A 15942-nucleotide genomic window follows, 5' to 3' on the forward strand; every position below is an offset into this window, starting at 1 on the left:
TGGTCTCAGAACGCTCGTCGCTCATGCGCCGGTTCCGGTCGTCGCCAGCAGCGCGCGGGCACGTTCGACCACCGCCTGCGGCGTGAACCCGAAGCGCTCGAGCAGCGCCGCCGCCGGGGCGGATTCGCCGAAGCGGTCGATGCCGACCACGTCGCCGCGCCCGCCCGCCAGGTAGCGCCACCAGCCATGCGGCTGGGCCGCCTCGATCACCAGCCGCGGCACGCCCGGTGGCAGTACGCGCTGGCGGTAGGCGGCATCCTGGCGGTCGAAGACCGAGGTGCAGGGCATGGACACCACGTGCACGGCGACGCCCTCGGCTGCGAGCGTGTCGTGCGCGGCCATCGCCAGCGCGACCTCCGAGCCGGTGGCGATGATCACCAGCGCGGGCCCCCCAGCATCCGGCGGGGCCTCGGCCAGCACGTAGCCGCCGCGGGCGATGGCCTGCACCTGGTCGGCCTCGCGCTGCTGGTGCGGCAGGTTCTGGCGCGACAGCGCGAGCAGCGTCGGGCCGTCGCGGCGCATCACCGCGGCGTTCCACGCGGCCTGGGTCTCGACCGCATCGCAGGGGCGCCACAGGTCCAGGCCGGGAATCAGGCGCAGGCTGGGGATGTGCTCGACCGGCTGGTGGGTGGGGCCGTCCTCGCCGAGACCGATCGAGTCGTGGGTCATCACGTACGCCACGCGCTGCTTCATCAGCGCGCTCATGCGGATCGCGTTGCGGGCGTAGTCGGAGAACACCAGGAAGGTGGCGCCGAAGGGGATGAAGCCGCCGTGCAGCGCGATGCCGTTGAGCGCGGCAGCCATGCCGAACTCGCGCACGCCCCAGTTGATGTGGCGGCCGGGCTGGTCGGCGCGCACCGCGCCGCAGGCGGGCCAGTCGGTGAGGTTGGAGTGGGTGAGGTCGGCCGAGCCGCCGAGCAGTTCGGGCAGCGCGCGTGCCAGGCGGCCGATGGCCTGCTGGCTGGCCTTGCGGCTGGCGACGGTGGCGGCCTCCTTGGCGACGCCGCGCAGGATGGCGTTCGACAGGATGCCGAAACCGACCGGCAGCTCGCCGGCCATGCGGCGGCGGAACTCCTCGGCCGCTTCGGGGAAGCCCTGCGCATAGGCCTCGAAGCGGGCCTGCCATTGCGCGCGCTGCTCGGCGCCGCGGGCGCGGGCGTCGAAGGCGCTGCGGATCTCGTCCGGGATCTCGAAGCGGGCGTGCGGCCAGCCGAGCGCCGCGCGCGTCGCGGCGATCTCCTCGGCACCGAGCGGGGCGCCATGCACGTCCGCGCTGCCGGCGCGCCCGGGGCTGCCGCGGCCGATGGTGGTGCGGCAGCAGATCAGCGTGGGGCCGATGTCGTTGTCGGCGTTGGCCTGCGCTTCGCGGATCGCGCGGTCGACCGCCTCGACGTCGTGGCCGTCGACCGCCTCGATGACGTTCCAGCCATAGGCGCGGAAGCGTGCAGCGGTGTCGTCGGCGAACCAGCCTGCGACGTCGCCGTCGATCGAGATGCGGTTGTCGTCCCAGAAGCAGATGAGTTTGGACAGGCGCTGCACACCGGCGAAGCTCGCGGCCTCGTGGCTGACGCCTTCCATCAGGCAGCCGTCACCGAGGAAGACCCAGGTGCGGTGATCGACGATGGGGTGGCCGGGGCGGTTGAACTCGGCGGCGAGCAGCTTCTCGGCCAGCGCCATGCCCACGGCGTTGGTGAGGCCCTGGCCGAGCGGGCCGGTGGTGGTCTCGACCCCGGGGGTGTGGCCGACCTCGGGGTGGCCGGGGGTGCGGCTGTCGAGCTGGCGGAAGCGCTCGAGCTCATCGAGCGGCAGCTCGTAGCCGCTGAGGTGGAGCAGGGCGTAGAGCAGCATGGAGCCGTGACCGTTGGAGAGCACGAAGCGGTCGCGGTCGGCCCACCCGGGGTTCGTCGGGTCGTGCTTCAGATGCCGCGTCCACAGCGCCACGGCGATCTCGGCCATACCCATCGGCATGCCGGGATGGCCGGACCTGGCCGCCTCGACGGCGTCGATGGCGAGAAAGCGCAGCGCGTTGGCGCACAGGGTGTCGATCGGCGCCTGGGTGAGTCGCATGTTCATCGGAACGTCTCCAATCACAAATGAAACTGCTTATGGCCGTCGGCCAGTCGCCACGGCCAGCGTGGCGTATGGGGCGTTTCTGGAGCAGCCGAGGACTGTCCGAGCCCGCAGGGCGAGTTCCGCAGGCTGCGGAAGAAATGCCCCGTGCGACGCGCTTTCCTGGAACCGCCGGTGGTGCTGGGACGGTTGCAACAACCGTTGCTTGACCACCGCCGGTCTCCGTAACCCGCGGCCTAGCAGGCGGTGTTCCTTCCGCTGGCTGCGGAACTCGCCCTTCGGGCTCGGACAGTCCTCGCCTGCTTCAGGAACACCGCCTGCTCTCCGCTGGACGTGGGTGGTGCACGGCGGCCGTGAAAGACCTTTCTGCTGCCGGACGTTGCTGGGGCGCAGCGGCAGGCGTTTCGTTCTCATTGCGCCAGCGCCTTGCGGCGGCGGTCCATCAGGCGCCAGATGAAGGGGGTGAAGATCAGTTGCATCGCCAGCTCCATCTTCCCGCCCGGCACCACGATGGTGTTGGCGCGGCTCATGAAGCTGTCGTTGATCATGTTGAGCAGGTAGGGAAAGTCGATGCCCTTCGGATTGGCGAAGCGGATCACCACCATCGACTCGTCGGCGGTCGGGATCGAGCGCGCGATGAAGGGGTTGGAAGTGTCCACCATCGGCACGCGCTGGAAGTTCACATGGGTGCGCGCGAACTGCGGGCAGATGTAATGCACGTAGTCGTGCATGCGGCGCAGGATGGTGTCGGTCACCGCCTCGGTGGAATAGCCGCGGGTGTTCTTGTCGCGGTGCAGCTTCTGGATCCACTCCAGGTTCACCACCGGCACCACGCCGATCAGCAGGTCCACGAAGCGCGCCACGTCGATGTTCTCGTGCTGCACGGCGCCGTGCAGGCCCTCGTAGAACAGCAGGTCGGTGCCGGTCGGCAGCTCCTCCCAGGGCGTGAAGGTGCCGGGCTCCTGGCCGAAATGCTCGGCCTCCTCGAGGCTGTGCAGGTACTTGCGGCGCTTGCCGCTGCCGGATTCACCATAGCTGCGGAACAGGTTCTCGAGTTCGCCGAACAGGTTGGCCTCGGGACCGAAGTGACTGAGCTGGCAGCCGCCGCCGACCTCGCAGGCGGCGAGCTTCTCGCGCATGGTCTTGCGGTCGTGGGCGTGGAAGCTGTCGCCCTCGATGACCGCGGCGGTGACGCTCTCGCGGCGGAAGATCTCCTCGAAGGTGCGCTGCACGGTGCTGGTGCCGGCACCGGACGAGCCGGTGATGGCGACGATCGGATGACGTTCGGACATGGCGGTTCCCCCGGGGGCTTATTGAGCGAATTCGGTGTCGCGGAACAGCGAGCGGGCGTGGAACAGCGGCAGCTCGTCCTGCTCGCCGCCGATGACCGGCTCGTGGTGATAGCGCTCGATGCGCTCGACTTCTTCCTTCGAGCCGAACACGAAGCCGATGCGCTGGTGCAGTGAGTCGGGCTGGACCTCGAGCACCGGGCGCACGCCGGTGCTGGCGCGGCCGCCGGCCTGCTCGATCAGGTAGCCGATCGGGTTGCACTCGTAGAGCAGGCGCAGCCGCCCGGGCCTGGCGGGGTCCTTGCGGTCGCGCGGATAGAGGAAGACGCCGCCGCGCATCAGGATGCGGTGGGTCTCGGCCACCAGCGAGGCGATCCAGCGCATGTTGAAGTCGGCGCCGCGCGGGCCGCTGCGTCCGGCCAGGACCTCGTCGACGTAGCGCCGCACCGGCGGCTCCCAGAAGCGCGAATTGGAGGCGTTGATGGCGAACTCGCGCGTCGTCTCCGGCACGCGGATGTCGGGGTGGGTGAGGTAGAACTCGCCGATGATCGGGTCGAGGGTGAAGCCGGCGACGCCGCTGCCGACGCTGAGCACCAGCATCGTCGAGGGACCGTAGATGGCGTAGCCGGCGGCGAGCTGGCGGCTGCCGGGCTGCAGGAAGTCCGCGGCCGGCGCGTCCTCGCCCGGCGTGGGCGCGCGCAGGATGGAGAAGATCGAGCCGACGGCGACGTTGACGTCGATGTTGCTTGATCCGTCGAGCGGGTCGAAGGCGAGCAGGTACTTGCCGCGCTGGTCGCTGGCGGGCAGGGGGATGGGGGCCTCGTTCTCCTCGGACACCATGCCGGCGAGGTCGCCGCCCCAGTGCGTGGCGCGCAGGAAGATCTCGTCGGCGAGCACGTCGAGCTTCTTCTGCTCCTCGCCCTGCACGTTGGCGCTGCCGTGGCTGCCGAGCACGTCGGCGAGCGCGCCGTGGGCGACCGCGCGCGAGATCGCCTTGCAGGCCTGGGCGACCTGCAGGATCAGGGCGTTGAACTCGCCGGTGGCCTCCGGGTTGCGGCGGCGGTGTTCGATCAGGTATTCGGTGAGCGTGCTGCGGTCGAGGCTGAACATGGTGGTCTCCCCCGGTCCGGTGCCGGATCGGTCGTTGTCGTTTTGTGGTCGTCCTGGCTGCTGCGGTCCACCGCGGCGGCGTGCGTTCACCCAGCCTCGGCGGGCTGGAAGTGACGGCTGGCGCGCACGTCGGCTTCGGTGATCGTGGTCAGCGTTTCGGCGTCCACCGTGGCGCCGGACTCGAACAGGCGCAGGGCCTGGCGCAGGCGCATGCGGTCGAGCGCGTTGCGGATGCTGCGCGCGTTGGCGAAGTGGGGATGGCGGCGGCGCAGCACGATGTAGTCGTCGAAGGCGCGGCGCGCGCCCTCGTCGAAGCGGTAGTTCCAGCCGGCGAGCATGCGCCGGGCGATTTCGCCCAGTTCGTCGTTGCTGTAGTCGGGGAAGTCGACATGGTGGGCGATGCGCGACTTCATGCCGGGGTTGGACTCGAAGAAGCGCTCCATGCGATCTGCGTAGCCGGCGAGGATCACCACGAGGTCGTCGCGCTGGTTCTCCATGACCTGCAGCAGGATCTCGATGGCCTCCTGGCCGTAGTCCTTTTCGTTCTCGGGGCGGTAGAGGTAGTAGGCCTCGTCGATGAACAGCACGCCCCCCATCGCGCGCTTGAGCACGTCCTTGGTCTTGGGCGCGGTGTGGCCGATGTACTGGCCGACGAGGTCGTCGCGCGTTACCGCCACCACATGGCCGCGGCGGCAGTAGCCGAGGCGGTGCAGGATCTCGGCCATGCGCATCGCCACCGTGGTCTTGCCGGTGCCGGGGTTGCCGGTGAAGCTCATGTGCAGCGAGGGGTGCTCGGTGGCCAGCCCCAGGCGCTGGCGCACGCGGTCGACGAGCAGCAGGGCGGCGATCTCGCGCACCCGGCGCTTGACCGGGGCGAGGCCGACGAGGTCGCGCTCGAGGGACTCGAGCACCTCGCCGATGCCGGCGTCGCGGAACTCGGCGGCAAGGTCGATGCTGGCGGGGGCGGGGGCCTTCTCGGGGGCGTTCATGGTCGGATCTCCTGCATCTGTGCGGACAGGCCCGGTGGGAGCGGCGGAAGCCGCGATTGCGACGCTGTTCGCGGCTTCCGCCGCTCCCACGCGGGATCGTTCGATGGTCCGGCTCAGCCCGCGTAGCGCGCGCCTTCCGGGGCACGGCCGACGGCGTAGCTCTCCATCGTGTAGCGCAGGTTGCGGCCCTGGGTTTCCTGGCGGACGAGGCGGAAGCCGGGCTCGGCCGTGGGGCGCTGGACGATGAAGGACATGCGCACCGTCTCCCAGCCCTTGGTCGAGTCGAAGGCGTTGATGCGGATGTAGGTCTCGGGGTTGGTCTCGCGGCAGGCCTTGAGTTCGCCCATCACGCCGGCGGGGTCGCGCAGGTCGAACATCGGCAGTCCCCACATGTTCCAGTAGGTGTTGCGCGGGTGCGGGTCGTCGGTGAATTCGATGGCGACCGCCCAGCCCTGTTCGAGGCAGTAGTTCACCTGCGCGGCGATCTGGGTGTCGGTGAGGTCGGGGAGGAAGGAAAAGCAGCCTTGGGTGATGCGCATGATGGTGTCTCCTCGAATGATGGGGTGCAGGCCGCCTGCCGCGCGCCCGGCTGGGACGCGGCGGGGGCGATGCCGGATGGGGCCGGGATTTACGCGACGCTGGCGGTGGGGACGAAGTCCGAGGTGTCGGTACTGGTGTAGTTGAAGGTGATCTCGCCCCAGGTATCGAGCGCGGCACGCAGCGGCTGGCACCACTTGGCGGCGTCGGCGAGGATCTGCGGGCCTTCGTTGGCGATGTCGCGGCCTTCGTTGCGGGCGAGCACCATGGCCTCGAGCGCGACGCGGTTGGCGGTGGCGCCGGCCTGGATGCCCATCGGGTGGCCGATGGTGCCGCCGCCGAACTGCAGTACGCATTCGTCGCCGAACAGGTCGAGCAGCTGGTGCATCTGGCCGGCGTGGATGCCGCCCGAGGCCACCGGCATCACGCGCTTGATGCTGGCCCAGTCCTGGTCGAAGAACAGGCCACGGGTCAGGTCCTGCCTGGTGAAGGTGTCGCGGCAGACGTTGTAGAAGCCCTGGACCGTCATCGGGTCGCCTTCGAGCTTGCCGACCGCGGTGCCGGCGTGCATGTGGTCGACACCGGCCAGGCGCAGCCACTTGGCGATGACGCGGAAGGACACGCCGTGGTTCTTCTGCCGGGTGTAGGTGCCGTGGCCGGCGCGGTGCAGGTGCAGGATCATGTCGTTGTCGCGGCACCAGTTGCTCATCGACTGGATCGCGGTCCAGCCGACGATGAGGTCGATCATGACGATGCAGGAGCCGAGATCGCGGGCGAATTCGGCGCGCTTGTACATTTCCTCCATGGTGCCGGCGGTGATGTTGAGGTAGTGGCCCTTGGATTCGCCGGTCTGTGCCGCGGCCTGGTTCACGCCTTCCATGCAGTACAGGAAGCGGTCGCGCCAGTGCATGAAGGGCTGCGAGTTGATGTTCTCGTCGTCCTTGGTGAAGTCCAGTCCGCCGCGCAGGGCCTCATACACCACGCGGCCGTAGTTCTTGCCGGAGAGGCCGAGCTTGGGCTTCATCGTCGCGCCCAGCAGCGGGCGGCCGTACTTCTCCAGGCGCTCGCGCTCGACCACGATGCCGGTCGGCGGGCCGCGGAAGGTCTTCACGTAGGCCACCGGCAGGCGCATGTCTTCCAGACGGGCGGCCTTGAGCGGCTTGAAGCTGAACACGTTGCCGATGATCGACGCGGTGAGGTTGGCGATCGAGCCCTCCTCGAACAGGTCCAGGTCGTAGGCCACCCAGCAGAAGTACTGGCCTTCCTGGCCGGGCACCGGCTCGACGCGGTAGGCCTTGGCGCGGTACATGTCGCAGGCGGTGAGGCGGTCGGTCCACACCACGGTCCAGGTCGCGGTGGAGGATTCGCCGGCGACCGCGGCGGCGGCCTCGATCGGATCGACGCCTTCCTGCGGGGTGATGCGGAAGACGGCGAGGATGTCGGTGTCCTTGGGCTCGTAGTCGGCGTTCCAGTAGCCCATCTGTGCGTACTTCAGCACGCCGGCCTGGTAGCGCTTCTTCGGGTCGATGATCTGTTGCGGGTTCTCTGCGGCGCCCATGTCCTGTCTCCTTCCTTTGGTGTGCAGCGTGGTGGTGACTGGACAATAAGCCGATGCTTGAATAAGCTCAAATGAGGTTTTATGCCTATTTGAGATAAGGTTTCCTGATGAAGCTCGCGCACCGCCTGACCTTGAAGCAACTCCGCGCCCTGGTGGCGGTGGCCGACAGCGCCAGCTTCACCCAGGCGGCGCGCCTGCTGCACCTGACCCAGCCGGCGATCTCGATGCAGATCCGCGATGCCGAGTCCATCGTCGGCCAGGTGCTGGTCGATGGGCGGCGCGAGATTCACCTCACGCCGGCGGGCGAGATCCTGGTGCGCGCGGCGCGTCAGGCGCTGCACAGCCTGGAGATGGCGGAGGTCGAGCTGAAGGCGCGCATGGGGGTGGCGGCAGGCACGCTGGACGTGGTGGCGATCACCACCGCGGAGTATTTCGTGCCGCACCTGCTGGCCGAATTCGGCCGCCGTCACCCGGACATCAGCTTCCGGCTGACGGTGGAAAACCGCGAGCGGGTACGTACGCTACTGCAGGAGCAGCGCTGCGACCTGGCGATCATGGGCCAGCCGCCGCGCGGGCTGGACCTGCGCCGTATCCCGTTCGCGCCGCACCGGCTGTCCTTCGTCGCCCGCCCGGATCACCGCCTGGCCGGGCGCAAGCGCATCCCGCCCGCGGCGCTCACCGACGAGCGCCTGCTGCTGCGCGAGCAGGGCTCGGGCACGCGCGACAACCTCGAGCGCTTCCTGCGCGCGCACGGCGTCAAGCCGCTGGCGGCGGACGAACTCGGCAGCAACGAGACCTTGAAGCAGGCGGTGATGGCCGGCATGGGCATCGCCTTCCTGTCGCACCACACCTTCGCGATGGAGGTGGAGAGCGGGCGCCTGGTGCGGCTGGACGTGGCCGATACGCCCGTGATCCGGGAGTGGAACGTGGTGTCGCGTACCGACCGGCCGATGACGCCGGCGCTCGATGCGCTGCTGGAGTTCCTGCAGACCGAAGGGGCGGCAAGGATGCGGGCGATGGAACGCTGAAGGACTTGCAGCCGGGCAGCGCCGAAAATGAAAAACGCGCCACGAGGGCGCGTTTTCAAGTGCTGCGGAGGCGGTGAAACTCAGCGCACGACCTGCGTCAGCTCGCCGGCCTTGTAGCGCGCGGCCATCTTCTCGAGCGAGACCGACTTGATCTTGCTCGCCATGCCGGCGCAGCCGAAGGCTTCGAAGCGCGCCTTGCACACCAGCTTGGCGGCTTCGCGCGCGGGCTTGTTGAATTCGCGCGGGTCGAACTTGGAGGGGTTCTCGACCAGGAACTTGCGCACCGCGCCGGTCATCGCCAGGCGGATGTCGGTGTCGATGTTGATCTTGCGTACGCCGTACTTGATGCCCTGCACGATCTCCTCGACCGGCACGCCGTAGGTCTCCTTCATGTCGCCGCCGTACTGGCGGATGATCTCGAGCAGCTCCTGCGGCACCGAGCTGGAGCCGTGCATCACCAGGTGGGTGTTGGGGATGCGGGCGTGGATCTGCTTGATGCGCTCGATGGCGAGGATGTCGCCCGTGGGCTTGCGGCTGAACTTGTAGGCGCCGTGGCTGGTGCCGATGGCGATGGCGAGCGCGTCGCAGTCGGTCTGCTTGACGAAGTCGGCGGCCTGGTCGGGGTCGGTCAGCATCTGGCTGTGGTCGAGCGTGCCTTCGGCGCCGACGCCGTCTTCCTCGCCGGCCTGGCCCGTCTCCAGCGAGCCCAGGCAGCCGAGCTCGCCCTCGACACTGACGCCGATGGCGTGCGAGAACTTCACCACCTCGCGGGTGACGGCGACGTTGTACTCGTAGGAGGCGGGCGTCTTGCCGTCTTCCAGCAGCGAGCCGTCCATCATCACGCTGGAAAAGCCCGAGCGGATCGCGCCCATGCAGATCGCTGGCGACTGGCCGTGGTCCTGGTGCATGACGACCGGGATGTTCGGATAGGCCTCGACTGCGGCGTCGATCAGGTGGCGCAGGAAGGCCTCACCGGCGTATTTGCGCGCGCCGGCCGAGGCCTGCATGATCACCGGGCTGTCGCATTCGGCAGCCGCTTCCATGATGGCCTGGACCTGTTCGAGGTTGTTCACGTTGAAGGCGGGCAGGCCATAGCTGTGCTCGGCGGCGTGGTCGAGCAGCTGGCGCATGGAAACGAGGGGCATGGAGTCTCTCCGGAAGGGGGCCGCAGCGGGCGGCGGGGCGATCGAAAAACGATATTTTAGCCTGTGTCGCGAGCGCTTGCCGCGGCTCCGACACAGGGTGTGACACACGGGCGGTGCGGGCGCCAGCGGGCGGTCCTGCCGCGCTCAGACCGGGTCGTCGAGCGTGCCGGGCATGTGGTGTTCACCGACGCGCACGATCTTCAGCGTGTTGGTGCCGCCCGAGGCGCCGATCGGCTCGCCGATGGTGAGCACGATCAGGTCGCCGTACTCGACCACGCCCTGCTCCAGCAGCACCTGCTCGGCCTCCCACAGCAGCACGTCGCGGTCCTGATGGGTCTGGCTCATCAGCAGCGGATGGACCTCGCGGTACAGCGTCATCTGGTTGCGCGCGGACACCTCCGGCGTCAGCGCGTAGATCGGCACCCCGGCGTTGAGACGGCTCATCCACAGCGCGGTGGAGCCGGTCTGGGTCAGCGACGCGATCGCCTTCACCTTGAGGTGATAGGCGGTCCAGATCGCCGCCATCGCGATCGACTGGTCGATGCGGGTGAACACGCGGTTGAGCACCTCGCGGTCGAGGCTGACCTCGGCGGACTTCTCGGCCTCGAGGCAGACGCGGCTCATCGCCTCGATGACCTCCACCGGGAACTGCCCGGACGCGGTCTCCGCCGACAGCATCACCGCGTCGGTGCCGTCGAGCACCGCGTTGGCCACGTCGGACACCTCGGCGCGGGTGGGCACCGGGCTGGTGATCATCGACTCCATCATCTGCGTGGCGGTGATGGTGAGCTTGTTGCGGTCGCGCGCGGCGCGGATCATCTTCTTCTGCAGCGCCGGCACCGCGGCGTCGCCGACTTCCACCGCGAGGTCGCCGCGCGCCACCATGATGCCGTCGGAGGCGTCGAGGATCTCGTCGAGGTTGGCGACGGCCTCGGTGCGCTCGATCTTGGCGATCAACAGCGCTGCGCTGCCGGCCGCGCGCATGAGCTGGCGGGCCATGTACATGTCGGCCGCGCTCTTGGGGAAGGACACCGCGACGAAATCCACCCCGATCAACGCCGCGGTGCGGATGTCGTCCATGTCCTTGGCGGTGAGCGCCGGCGCGGTCAGCCCGCCGCCCTGGCGGTTGATGCCCTTGTTGTTGGAGAGCTCGCCGCCGACCTTCACGATGGTGTGGATCTCGTGGCCGAGCACGCGGTGTACGGTCAGCTTCACCCGGCCGTCGTCGAGCAGCAGCACGTCGCCGGGCTTCACGTCCTTGGGCAGATCCTTGTAATCGAGGCCGACGCGCTGGGTGTTGCCGAGTTGGCAACGTGCATCGAGCACGAAGGGCGCGTCGCGGGTGAGGCTGATGCGGCCGTTCTCGAACTTGCCGATGCGGATCTTCGGTCCCTGCAGGTCGGCGAGGATGCCGATCGGGCGGCCGGTGCGCGCCGAGGCGTCGCGGATGGCGTCCGCGCGCGCGATGTGCTCCTCGGCCTTGCCGTGGGAGAAGTTCATGCGCACCACGTCCACGCCGGCATGCGCCATGCGTTCCAGGGTATGGAGGTCGGACGAGGCCGGTCCGAGGGTGGCGACGATCTTGGTGTGGCGGGACATGCGGGACTCCAGCAGGGCGGATGCGGGCAGCTCGGCGCGCGCGGCGCAAGCGGGTGGGCAAGCCGACATTCTAGCCGCAGGCAGGAAAAAGGCCGTCGCGCAGGACGGCCTTCGGGGGCAGGCGTGCTGCGCTGGAGATCAGTCCGCGTAGCGCGCTTCCAGGGCGGCGATCGCGGGCAGGGTCTTGCCTTCGAGGAACTCGAGGAAGGCGCCGCCGCCGGTGGAGATGTAGCCGACGTCCTGGGCGATGTCGAACTTGGCGATCGCAGCCAGCGTGTCGCCGCCGCCGGCGATCGAGAAGGCCTCGGAGTGGGCGATGGCCGAGGCCATCATCTTGGTGCCGCCGGCGAACTGCGGGTACTCGAACACGCCGACCGGGCCGTTCCAGACGATGGTGCCGGCGTGGGCGATGATGTCGGCGAGCTTGGCCGAGCTCTTCGGGCCGAAGTCGAGGATGCGGTCGTGCGGGCCGACCTCGTCCACCGAGATGCGGTTGGCGCGCGCGAGCGCGGAGACCTCGTCGGCCACCACCACGTCCACCGGCAGCGGCACCTCGGCGCCGCGCGCCTTCATGATGTCCATGACCTGCTGGGCCTCGCGCACCATCTCGGGCTCGGCGAGCGATTCGCCGATGCGCTTGCCGGCGGCGAGCAGGAAGGTGTTGGCGATGCCGCCACCGACGATCAGCTGATCGACCTTGTCGGCCAGGGTCTTTAGGATGGTCAGCTTGGTCGACACCTTGGCGCCGCCGACGATGGCGACCAGCGGACGGGCCGGGTCGTGCAGGGCCTTGCCCAGCGCGTCGATCTCGGCGCCCATCAGCATGCCGGCACAGGCGACCGGGGCGAAGCGGGCGATGCCGTGGGTGGTGGCCTCGGCGCGGTGCGCGGTGCCGAAGGCGTCGTTGACGTAGATGTCGCACAGCGCGGCCATCTTCTTGGCGAGTTCCTCGTTGTCCTTCTTCTCGCCCTTGTTGCAGCGGCAGTTCTCGAGCAGCACGACCTCGCCCGGCTTGAGCTCGAAGCCGCCGTCGACCCAGTTCTGGATCAGGCGCACCGGCTTGTCGAGCAGCAGGCCGAGGCGCACGGCCACGGGCATCAGGGAGTCCTCGGCGCGCAGCTCGCCTTCGGTGGGGCGGCCGAGGTGGGAGGTGACCATGACCGCGGCGCCATTGTCGAGGCAGTAGCGGATGGACGGGATCGAGGCGCGGATGCGGGTGTCCTCGGTGATGTTGCCGGCTTCGTCCTGCGGCACGTTGAGGTCGGCGCGGATGAACACCTTCTTGCCGCGCACGTCGAGGTCGGCGAGTTTCTTGACTTGCATGATCTGTTCGGTCTCGTGAAAACGCCCTGCAGGACAGGGCGTTGATGGTTTGCGATGGCCAGCCGGCTTACTTGGCGTTGTAGAAGGCACGGGCGGCGTCGAGCATGCGGCAGGAATAGCCCCACTCGTTGTCGTACCAGGCCAGCACCTTGACCAGCACCGAGCCGTCCTCGCCCTTGATGACGCGGGTCTGGGTGGCGTCGAAGGTGGACGACACGGTGGTGTGGTTGAAGTCGGAGGACACCAGCGGCTCGGTGTTGACCGCGAGGATGCCCTTCAGCGGGCCCTTGGCCGCGGCGGTCATCAGCTCGTTGATCTCTTCCTTGGTGGTGGCGCGCTCGGCGGTGAAGGTGAGGTCGACCAGCGAGACGTTGATGGTCGGCACGCGCAGCGCGAAGCCATCGACCTTGCCGGCGAGCTGCGGCAGCACCAGGCCGACGGCCTTGGCGGCGCCGGTCTTGGTCGGGATGATGTTGGCGGCGGCGGCACGGGCGCGGCGCAGGTCCTTGTGGCGCACGTCCACGGTGACCTGGTCGTTGGTGTAGGCGTGGATGGTGGTCATCAGGCCCTGCTTGATGCCGACGCTGTCGGCCAGGACCTTGGCGACCGGCGCCAGGCAGTTGGTGGTGCACGAGGCGTTGGAGACGACGGTCATGTCGCCGCGCAGCACTTCCTCGTTCACGCCCATGACGATGGTGGTGTCCACGTCGTCGCCGCCCGGGGCGGAGATCAGCACGCGGCGGGCGCCCTGGTCGAGCAGGGCCTGGGCCTTGGCCTTGGTGGTGTAGGCACCGGTGCATTCGAGCAGCACGTCCACGCCGTGGGTGGCCCAGTCCACGCCCTTGGGATCCTTGGTGGAGTAGAAGGGGATCTTCTTGCCGTCGATGATGATGACGTTCTCGCCCTCGGTCTCGACCGAGGTCGCGAAGCGGCCGTGGGTGGTGTCGTACTTGAGCAGGTGGGCGTTGGTGGTCAGATCGCCGGAGGCGTTGATGGCGACCACTTCGAACTCGTTCTGCAGGCCCTGCTCGTAGATGGCGCGCAGCGTGCAGCGACCGATACGACCGAAACCGTTGATGGCGACCTTGATGCTCATCGATGCTTCTCCCTGAAATAACGGTGGAAAACCGGGTGTTTGTGTTTGCCGATGCCCTGCCGGCCGGTGCCGGACCATGCCCTGATGTGCTGCGGGAGCGGTCCGCTTCCGGAGCCGCTCCCGCGCCAGTCTGTCCTCAGAGCACCGACTTCACTGCCTGCACCACCGCCTCCGCGGTGATGCCGAAATACTTGAACAGCTCGCTCGCCGGCGCCGATTCGCCGAAGCGGTCGATGCCGATCACGCGGCCCTCCAGGCCGACGTACTTGTACCAGCCGTCGGTGCTGCCGGCCTCCACCGCGACGCGCGGCAGGCCCGCGGGCAGCACGCTCGCCTTGTAGGCGGCATCCTGGCGGTCGAAGACGTTGGTCGAGGGCATGGACACCACGCGCACGGCGACGCCTTGTTCGCCCAGCGCCTTCTGCGCGGCCATGGCGAGCGCGACCTCGGAGCCGGTGGCGATGATCACCGCCGCCGGATTGCCGCCTTCGGCGTCGGCGAGCACGTAGCCGCCCTTGCGGATCGCGGCGATCTGCTCGGCGCTGCGTGCCTGGAAGGGCAGGTTCTGGCGCGAGAAGCACATCGCGGTGGGGCCATCCTTGCGCTCGATCGCGCTCGCCCAGGCCACGGCCGACTCGGTGGTGTCGCAGGGGCGCCACACGTCCATGTTGGGGATCAGGCGCAGCGTGGCGGTCTGCTCCACCGGCTGGTGGGTGGGACCGTCCTCGCCGAGGCCGATCGAGTCGTGGGTGAACACGAAGATCTGGCGCAGCTTCATCAGCGCGGCCATGCGCAGGGCGTTGCGCGCGTACTCGCTGAACATCAGGAAGGTGGCGGTGTAGGGGATCAGGCCGCCGTGCAGGCTGGCACCGTTGGCGATCGCCGCCATGCCGAACTCGCGCACGCCGTAATACACGTAGTTGCCGCCGCTGGTCTTGCTGACGCCCTTGGCGCCCGACCACAGCGTGAGGTTGGAGCCGGCGAGGTCGGCCGAGCCGCCGAGCAGCTCGGGCAGCCTGGGCGCGTAGGCTTCGATGGCGTTCTGGCTGGCCTTGCGGGTGGCGATGGTCTCGGCCTTGTCGACGACCTTGGCGAGCACCGCGGCGACGTGGGCGTCCCAGTCGGCGGGCAGGTTGCCGGCCATGCGGCGCTCGAATTCGGCGGCGAGCTCGGGGTGGGCGGCGCGGTAGGCGGCGAAGCCGGCGTTCCACTGCGCCTCGAGCGAGGCGCCCTTGGTGCGTGCATCCCAGGCGGCATAGACGTCGGCCGGGATCTCGAAGGGCGGATGGTTCCAGCCGATGTGCGCGCGCGCGGCCTCGATCTCGGCGGCGCCGAGCGGGGCGCCGTGCACGTCGTGGCTGTCCTGCTTGTTGGGGGCGCCGGCGCCGATGATGGTCTTGCAGCAGATCAGCGTGGGCTGGGCGGTGTTGGCCTTGGCCTGCTGGATCGCGGCCTCGATCGCGACCGGGTCGTGGCCCTGCACGTCGCGGAAGACTTGCCATCCATAGGCTTCGAACCTTTTCGGGGTGTCGTCGGTGAACCAGCCGTCGACATGGCCGTCGATGGAGATGTTGTTGTCGTCGTAGAAGGCGATCAGCTTGCCCAGGCCCCAGGTGCCGGCGAGCGAGCAGGCCTCGTGCGAGATGCCTTCCATCAGGCAGCCGTCGCCGAGGAAGACATAGGTGTGGTGGTTGACCACCTCGTGGCCGGGGCGGTTGAACTCGGCGGCGAGGACCTTCTCGGCGAGCGCCATGCCGACCGCGTTGGTGATGCCCTGGCCGAGCGGGCCGGTGGTGGTCTCGACCCCGGGCGCGTAGCCGTACTCGGGGTGGCCGGGGGTCTTGCTGTGCAGCTGGCGGAAGCGCTTGAGCTCCTCGATCGGCAGGTCGTAGCCGGTCAGGTGCAGCAGCGCGTAGATCAGCATCGAGCCGTGGCCGTTGGAGAGCACGAAGCGGTCGCGGTCGGCCCACTTCGGGTTGGCCGGGTTGTGGCGCAGGTGGTGACGCCACAGCACTTCCGCGATCTCGGCCATGCCCATCGGCGCGCCCGGGTGGCCGGAGTTGGCCTGTTGCACGGCGTCCATCGCCAGCGCGCGGATCGCACCGGTGATGGGGTTGAAGACCGGGGGCTTGACGTTGCGGGTCGACTGCATGCTGTTCTCGGGCCGGAGGCCAACATTAGAAAGGCCGCAATTATCC

Annotated in this window: 12 protein-coding genes; 1 reads left to right on the plus strand and 11 read right to left on the minus strand. The window is 68.7% G+C overall.

Going from position 1 to position 15942, the window contains the following annotated elements; all coding sequences use genetic code 11:
- Positions 1–21 precede the first annotated feature (21 nt).
- The 6 genes from tkt (CKCBHOJB_RS05430) to CKCBHOJB_RS05455 all read right to left on the minus strand — a co-directional run bounded on the left by tkt (CKCBHOJB_RS05430) (position 22) and on the right by CKCBHOJB_RS05455 (position 7553).
- Entirely contained in the window at positions 22–2073 is a 2052-nt protein-coding gene (tkt, locus tag CKCBHOJB_RS05430) for a transketolase (RefSeq protein WP_281050997.1), read from the minus strand.
- Between the two features lie 407 nt (positions 2074–2480).
- Entirely contained in the window at positions 2481–3362 is an 882-nt protein-coding gene (locus CKCBHOJB_RS05435) for a phosphoribulokinase (protein WP_281050998.1), read from the minus strand.
- An 18-nt stretch (positions 3363–3380) separates the two neighbouring features.
- On the minus strand, positions 3381–4469 hold the full coding sequence (locus tag CKCBHOJB_RS05440; protein WP_281050999.1) for a class 1 fructose-bisphosphatase: 1089 nt from the start codon (positions 4467–4469) through the stop codon (positions 3381–3383).
- A gap of 86 nt (positions 4470–4555) precedes the next feature.
- Positions 4556–5458, minus strand: a complete 903-nt coding sequence (cbbX, locus tag CKCBHOJB_RS05445; protein ID WP_281051000.1) for a CbbX protein — start codon at positions 5456–5458, stop codon at positions 4556–4558.
- A 113-nt stretch (positions 5459–5571) separates the two neighbouring features.
- On the minus strand, positions 5572–5997 hold the full coding sequence (locus tag CKCBHOJB_RS05450) for a ribulose bisphosphate carboxylase small subunit (RefSeq protein WP_281051001.1): 426 nt from the start codon (positions 5995–5997) through the stop codon (positions 5572–5574).
- An 89-nt stretch (positions 5998–6086) separates the two neighbouring features.
- A complete protein-coding gene (locus tag CKCBHOJB_RS05455; RefSeq protein WP_281051002.1) occupies positions 6087–7553 on the minus strand; it encodes a form I ribulose bisphosphate carboxylase large subunit in 1467 nt (488 codons plus the stop codon).
- Positions 7554–7660: 107 nt separating this feature from the next.
- Between CKCBHOJB_RS05455 and CKCBHOJB_RS05460 the strand changes: the two genes are divergently transcribed.
- Positions 7661–8581 carry a LysR substrate-binding domain-containing protein gene (locus CKCBHOJB_RS05460; protein WP_281051003.1) on the plus strand — a complete coding sequence of 307 codons (921 nt, stop codon included), beginning with the start codon at positions 7661–7663 and terminating at the stop codon, positions 8579–8581.
- A gap of 80 nt (positions 8582–8661) precedes the next feature.
- Here CKCBHOJB_RS05460 and fba read toward each other — a convergent pair whose 3' ends face one another.
- From fba to tkt (CKCBHOJB_RS05485), 5 genes are all read right to left on the minus strand, one after another.
- Positions 8662–9726, minus strand: a complete 1065-nt coding sequence (fba, locus tag CKCBHOJB_RS05465) for a class II fructose-bisphosphate aldolase (RefSeq protein ID WP_281051004.1) — start codon at positions 9724–9726, stop codon at positions 8662–8664.
- Between the two features lie 144 nt (positions 9727–9870).
- A complete protein-coding gene (pyk, locus tag CKCBHOJB_RS05470) occupies positions 9871–11325 on the minus strand; it encodes a pyruvate kinase (RefSeq protein ID WP_281051005.1) in 1455 nt (484 codons plus the stop codon).
- 138 nt (positions 11326–11463) lie between these two features.
- A complete protein-coding gene (locus tag CKCBHOJB_RS05475) occupies positions 11464–12648 on the minus strand; it encodes a phosphoglycerate kinase (RefSeq protein WP_281051006.1) in 1185 nt (394 codons plus the stop codon).
- A gap of 67 nt (positions 12649–12715) precedes the next feature.
- Positions 12716–13744: a type I glyceraldehyde-3-phosphate dehydrogenase gene (gene gap, locus CKCBHOJB_RS05480; RefSeq protein WP_281051007.1), complete on the minus strand. Its 1029-nt coding sequence runs from the start codon at positions 13742–13744 to the stop codon at positions 12716–12718.
- A gap of 136 nt (positions 13745–13880) precedes the next feature.
- The gene (gene tkt / locus CKCBHOJB_RS05485; RefSeq protein WP_281051008.1) at positions 13881–15896 is read right to left on the minus strand and encodes a transketolase; all 2016 of its coding nucleotides are present in this window, start codon (positions 15894–15896) and stop codon (positions 13881–13883) included.
- Between the last annotated feature and the right edge of the window lie 46 nt (positions 15897–15942).

Source organism: Thauera sp. GDN1 (assembly GCF_029223545.1).
In the GTDB taxonomy this organism is placed as follows: domain Bacteria; phylum Pseudomonadota; class Gammaproteobacteria; order Burkholderiales; family Rhodocyclaceae; genus Thauera.

Coding starts and splice junctions, on each gene's coding strand:
- tkt (WP_281050997.1), bottom strand. CDS start 2,073: ATGAACATGCGACTCACCCAGGCGCCGATCGACACCCTGTGCGCCAAC.
- CKCBHOJB_RS05435 (WP_281050998.1), bottom strand. CDS start 3,362: ATGTCCGAACGTCATCCGATCGTCGCCATCACCGGCTCGTCCGGTGCC.
- CKCBHOJB_RS05440 (WP_281050999.1), bottom strand. CDS start 4,469: ATGTTCAGCCTCGACCGCAGCACGCTCACCGAATACCTGATCGAACAC.
- cbbX (WP_281051000.1), bottom strand. CDS start 5,458: ATGAACGCCCCCGAGAAGGCCCCCGCCCCCGCCAGCATCGACCTTGCC.
- CKCBHOJB_RS05450 (WP_281051001.1), bottom strand. CDS start 5,997: ATGCGCATCACCCAAGGCTGCTTTTCCTTCCTCCCCGACCTCACCGAC.
- CKCBHOJB_RS05455 (WP_281051002.1), bottom strand. CDS start 7,553: ATGGGCGCCGCAGAGAACCCGCAACAGATCATCGACCCGAAGAAGCGC.
- CKCBHOJB_RS05460 (WP_281051003.1), top strand. CDS start 7,661: ATGAAGCTCGCGCACCGCCTGACCTTGAAGCAACTCCGCGCCCTGGTG.
- fba (WP_281051004.1), bottom strand. CDS start 9,726: ATGCCCCTCGTTTCCATGCGCCAGCTGCTCGACCACGCCGCCGAGCAC.
- pyk (WP_281051005.1), bottom strand. CDS start 11,325: ATGTCCCGCCACACCAAGATCGTCGCCACCCTCGGACCGGCCTCGTCC.
- CKCBHOJB_RS05475 (WP_281051006.1), bottom strand. CDS start 12,648: ATGCAAGTCAAGAAACTCGCCGACCTCGACGTGCGCGGCAAGAAGGTG.
- gap (WP_281051007.1), bottom strand. CDS start 13,744: ATGAGCATCAAGGTCGCCATCAACGGTTTCGGTCGTATCGGTCGCTGC.
- tkt (WP_281051008.1), bottom strand. CDS start 15,896: ATGCAGTCGACCCGCAACGTCAAGCCCCCGGTCTTCAACCCCATCACC.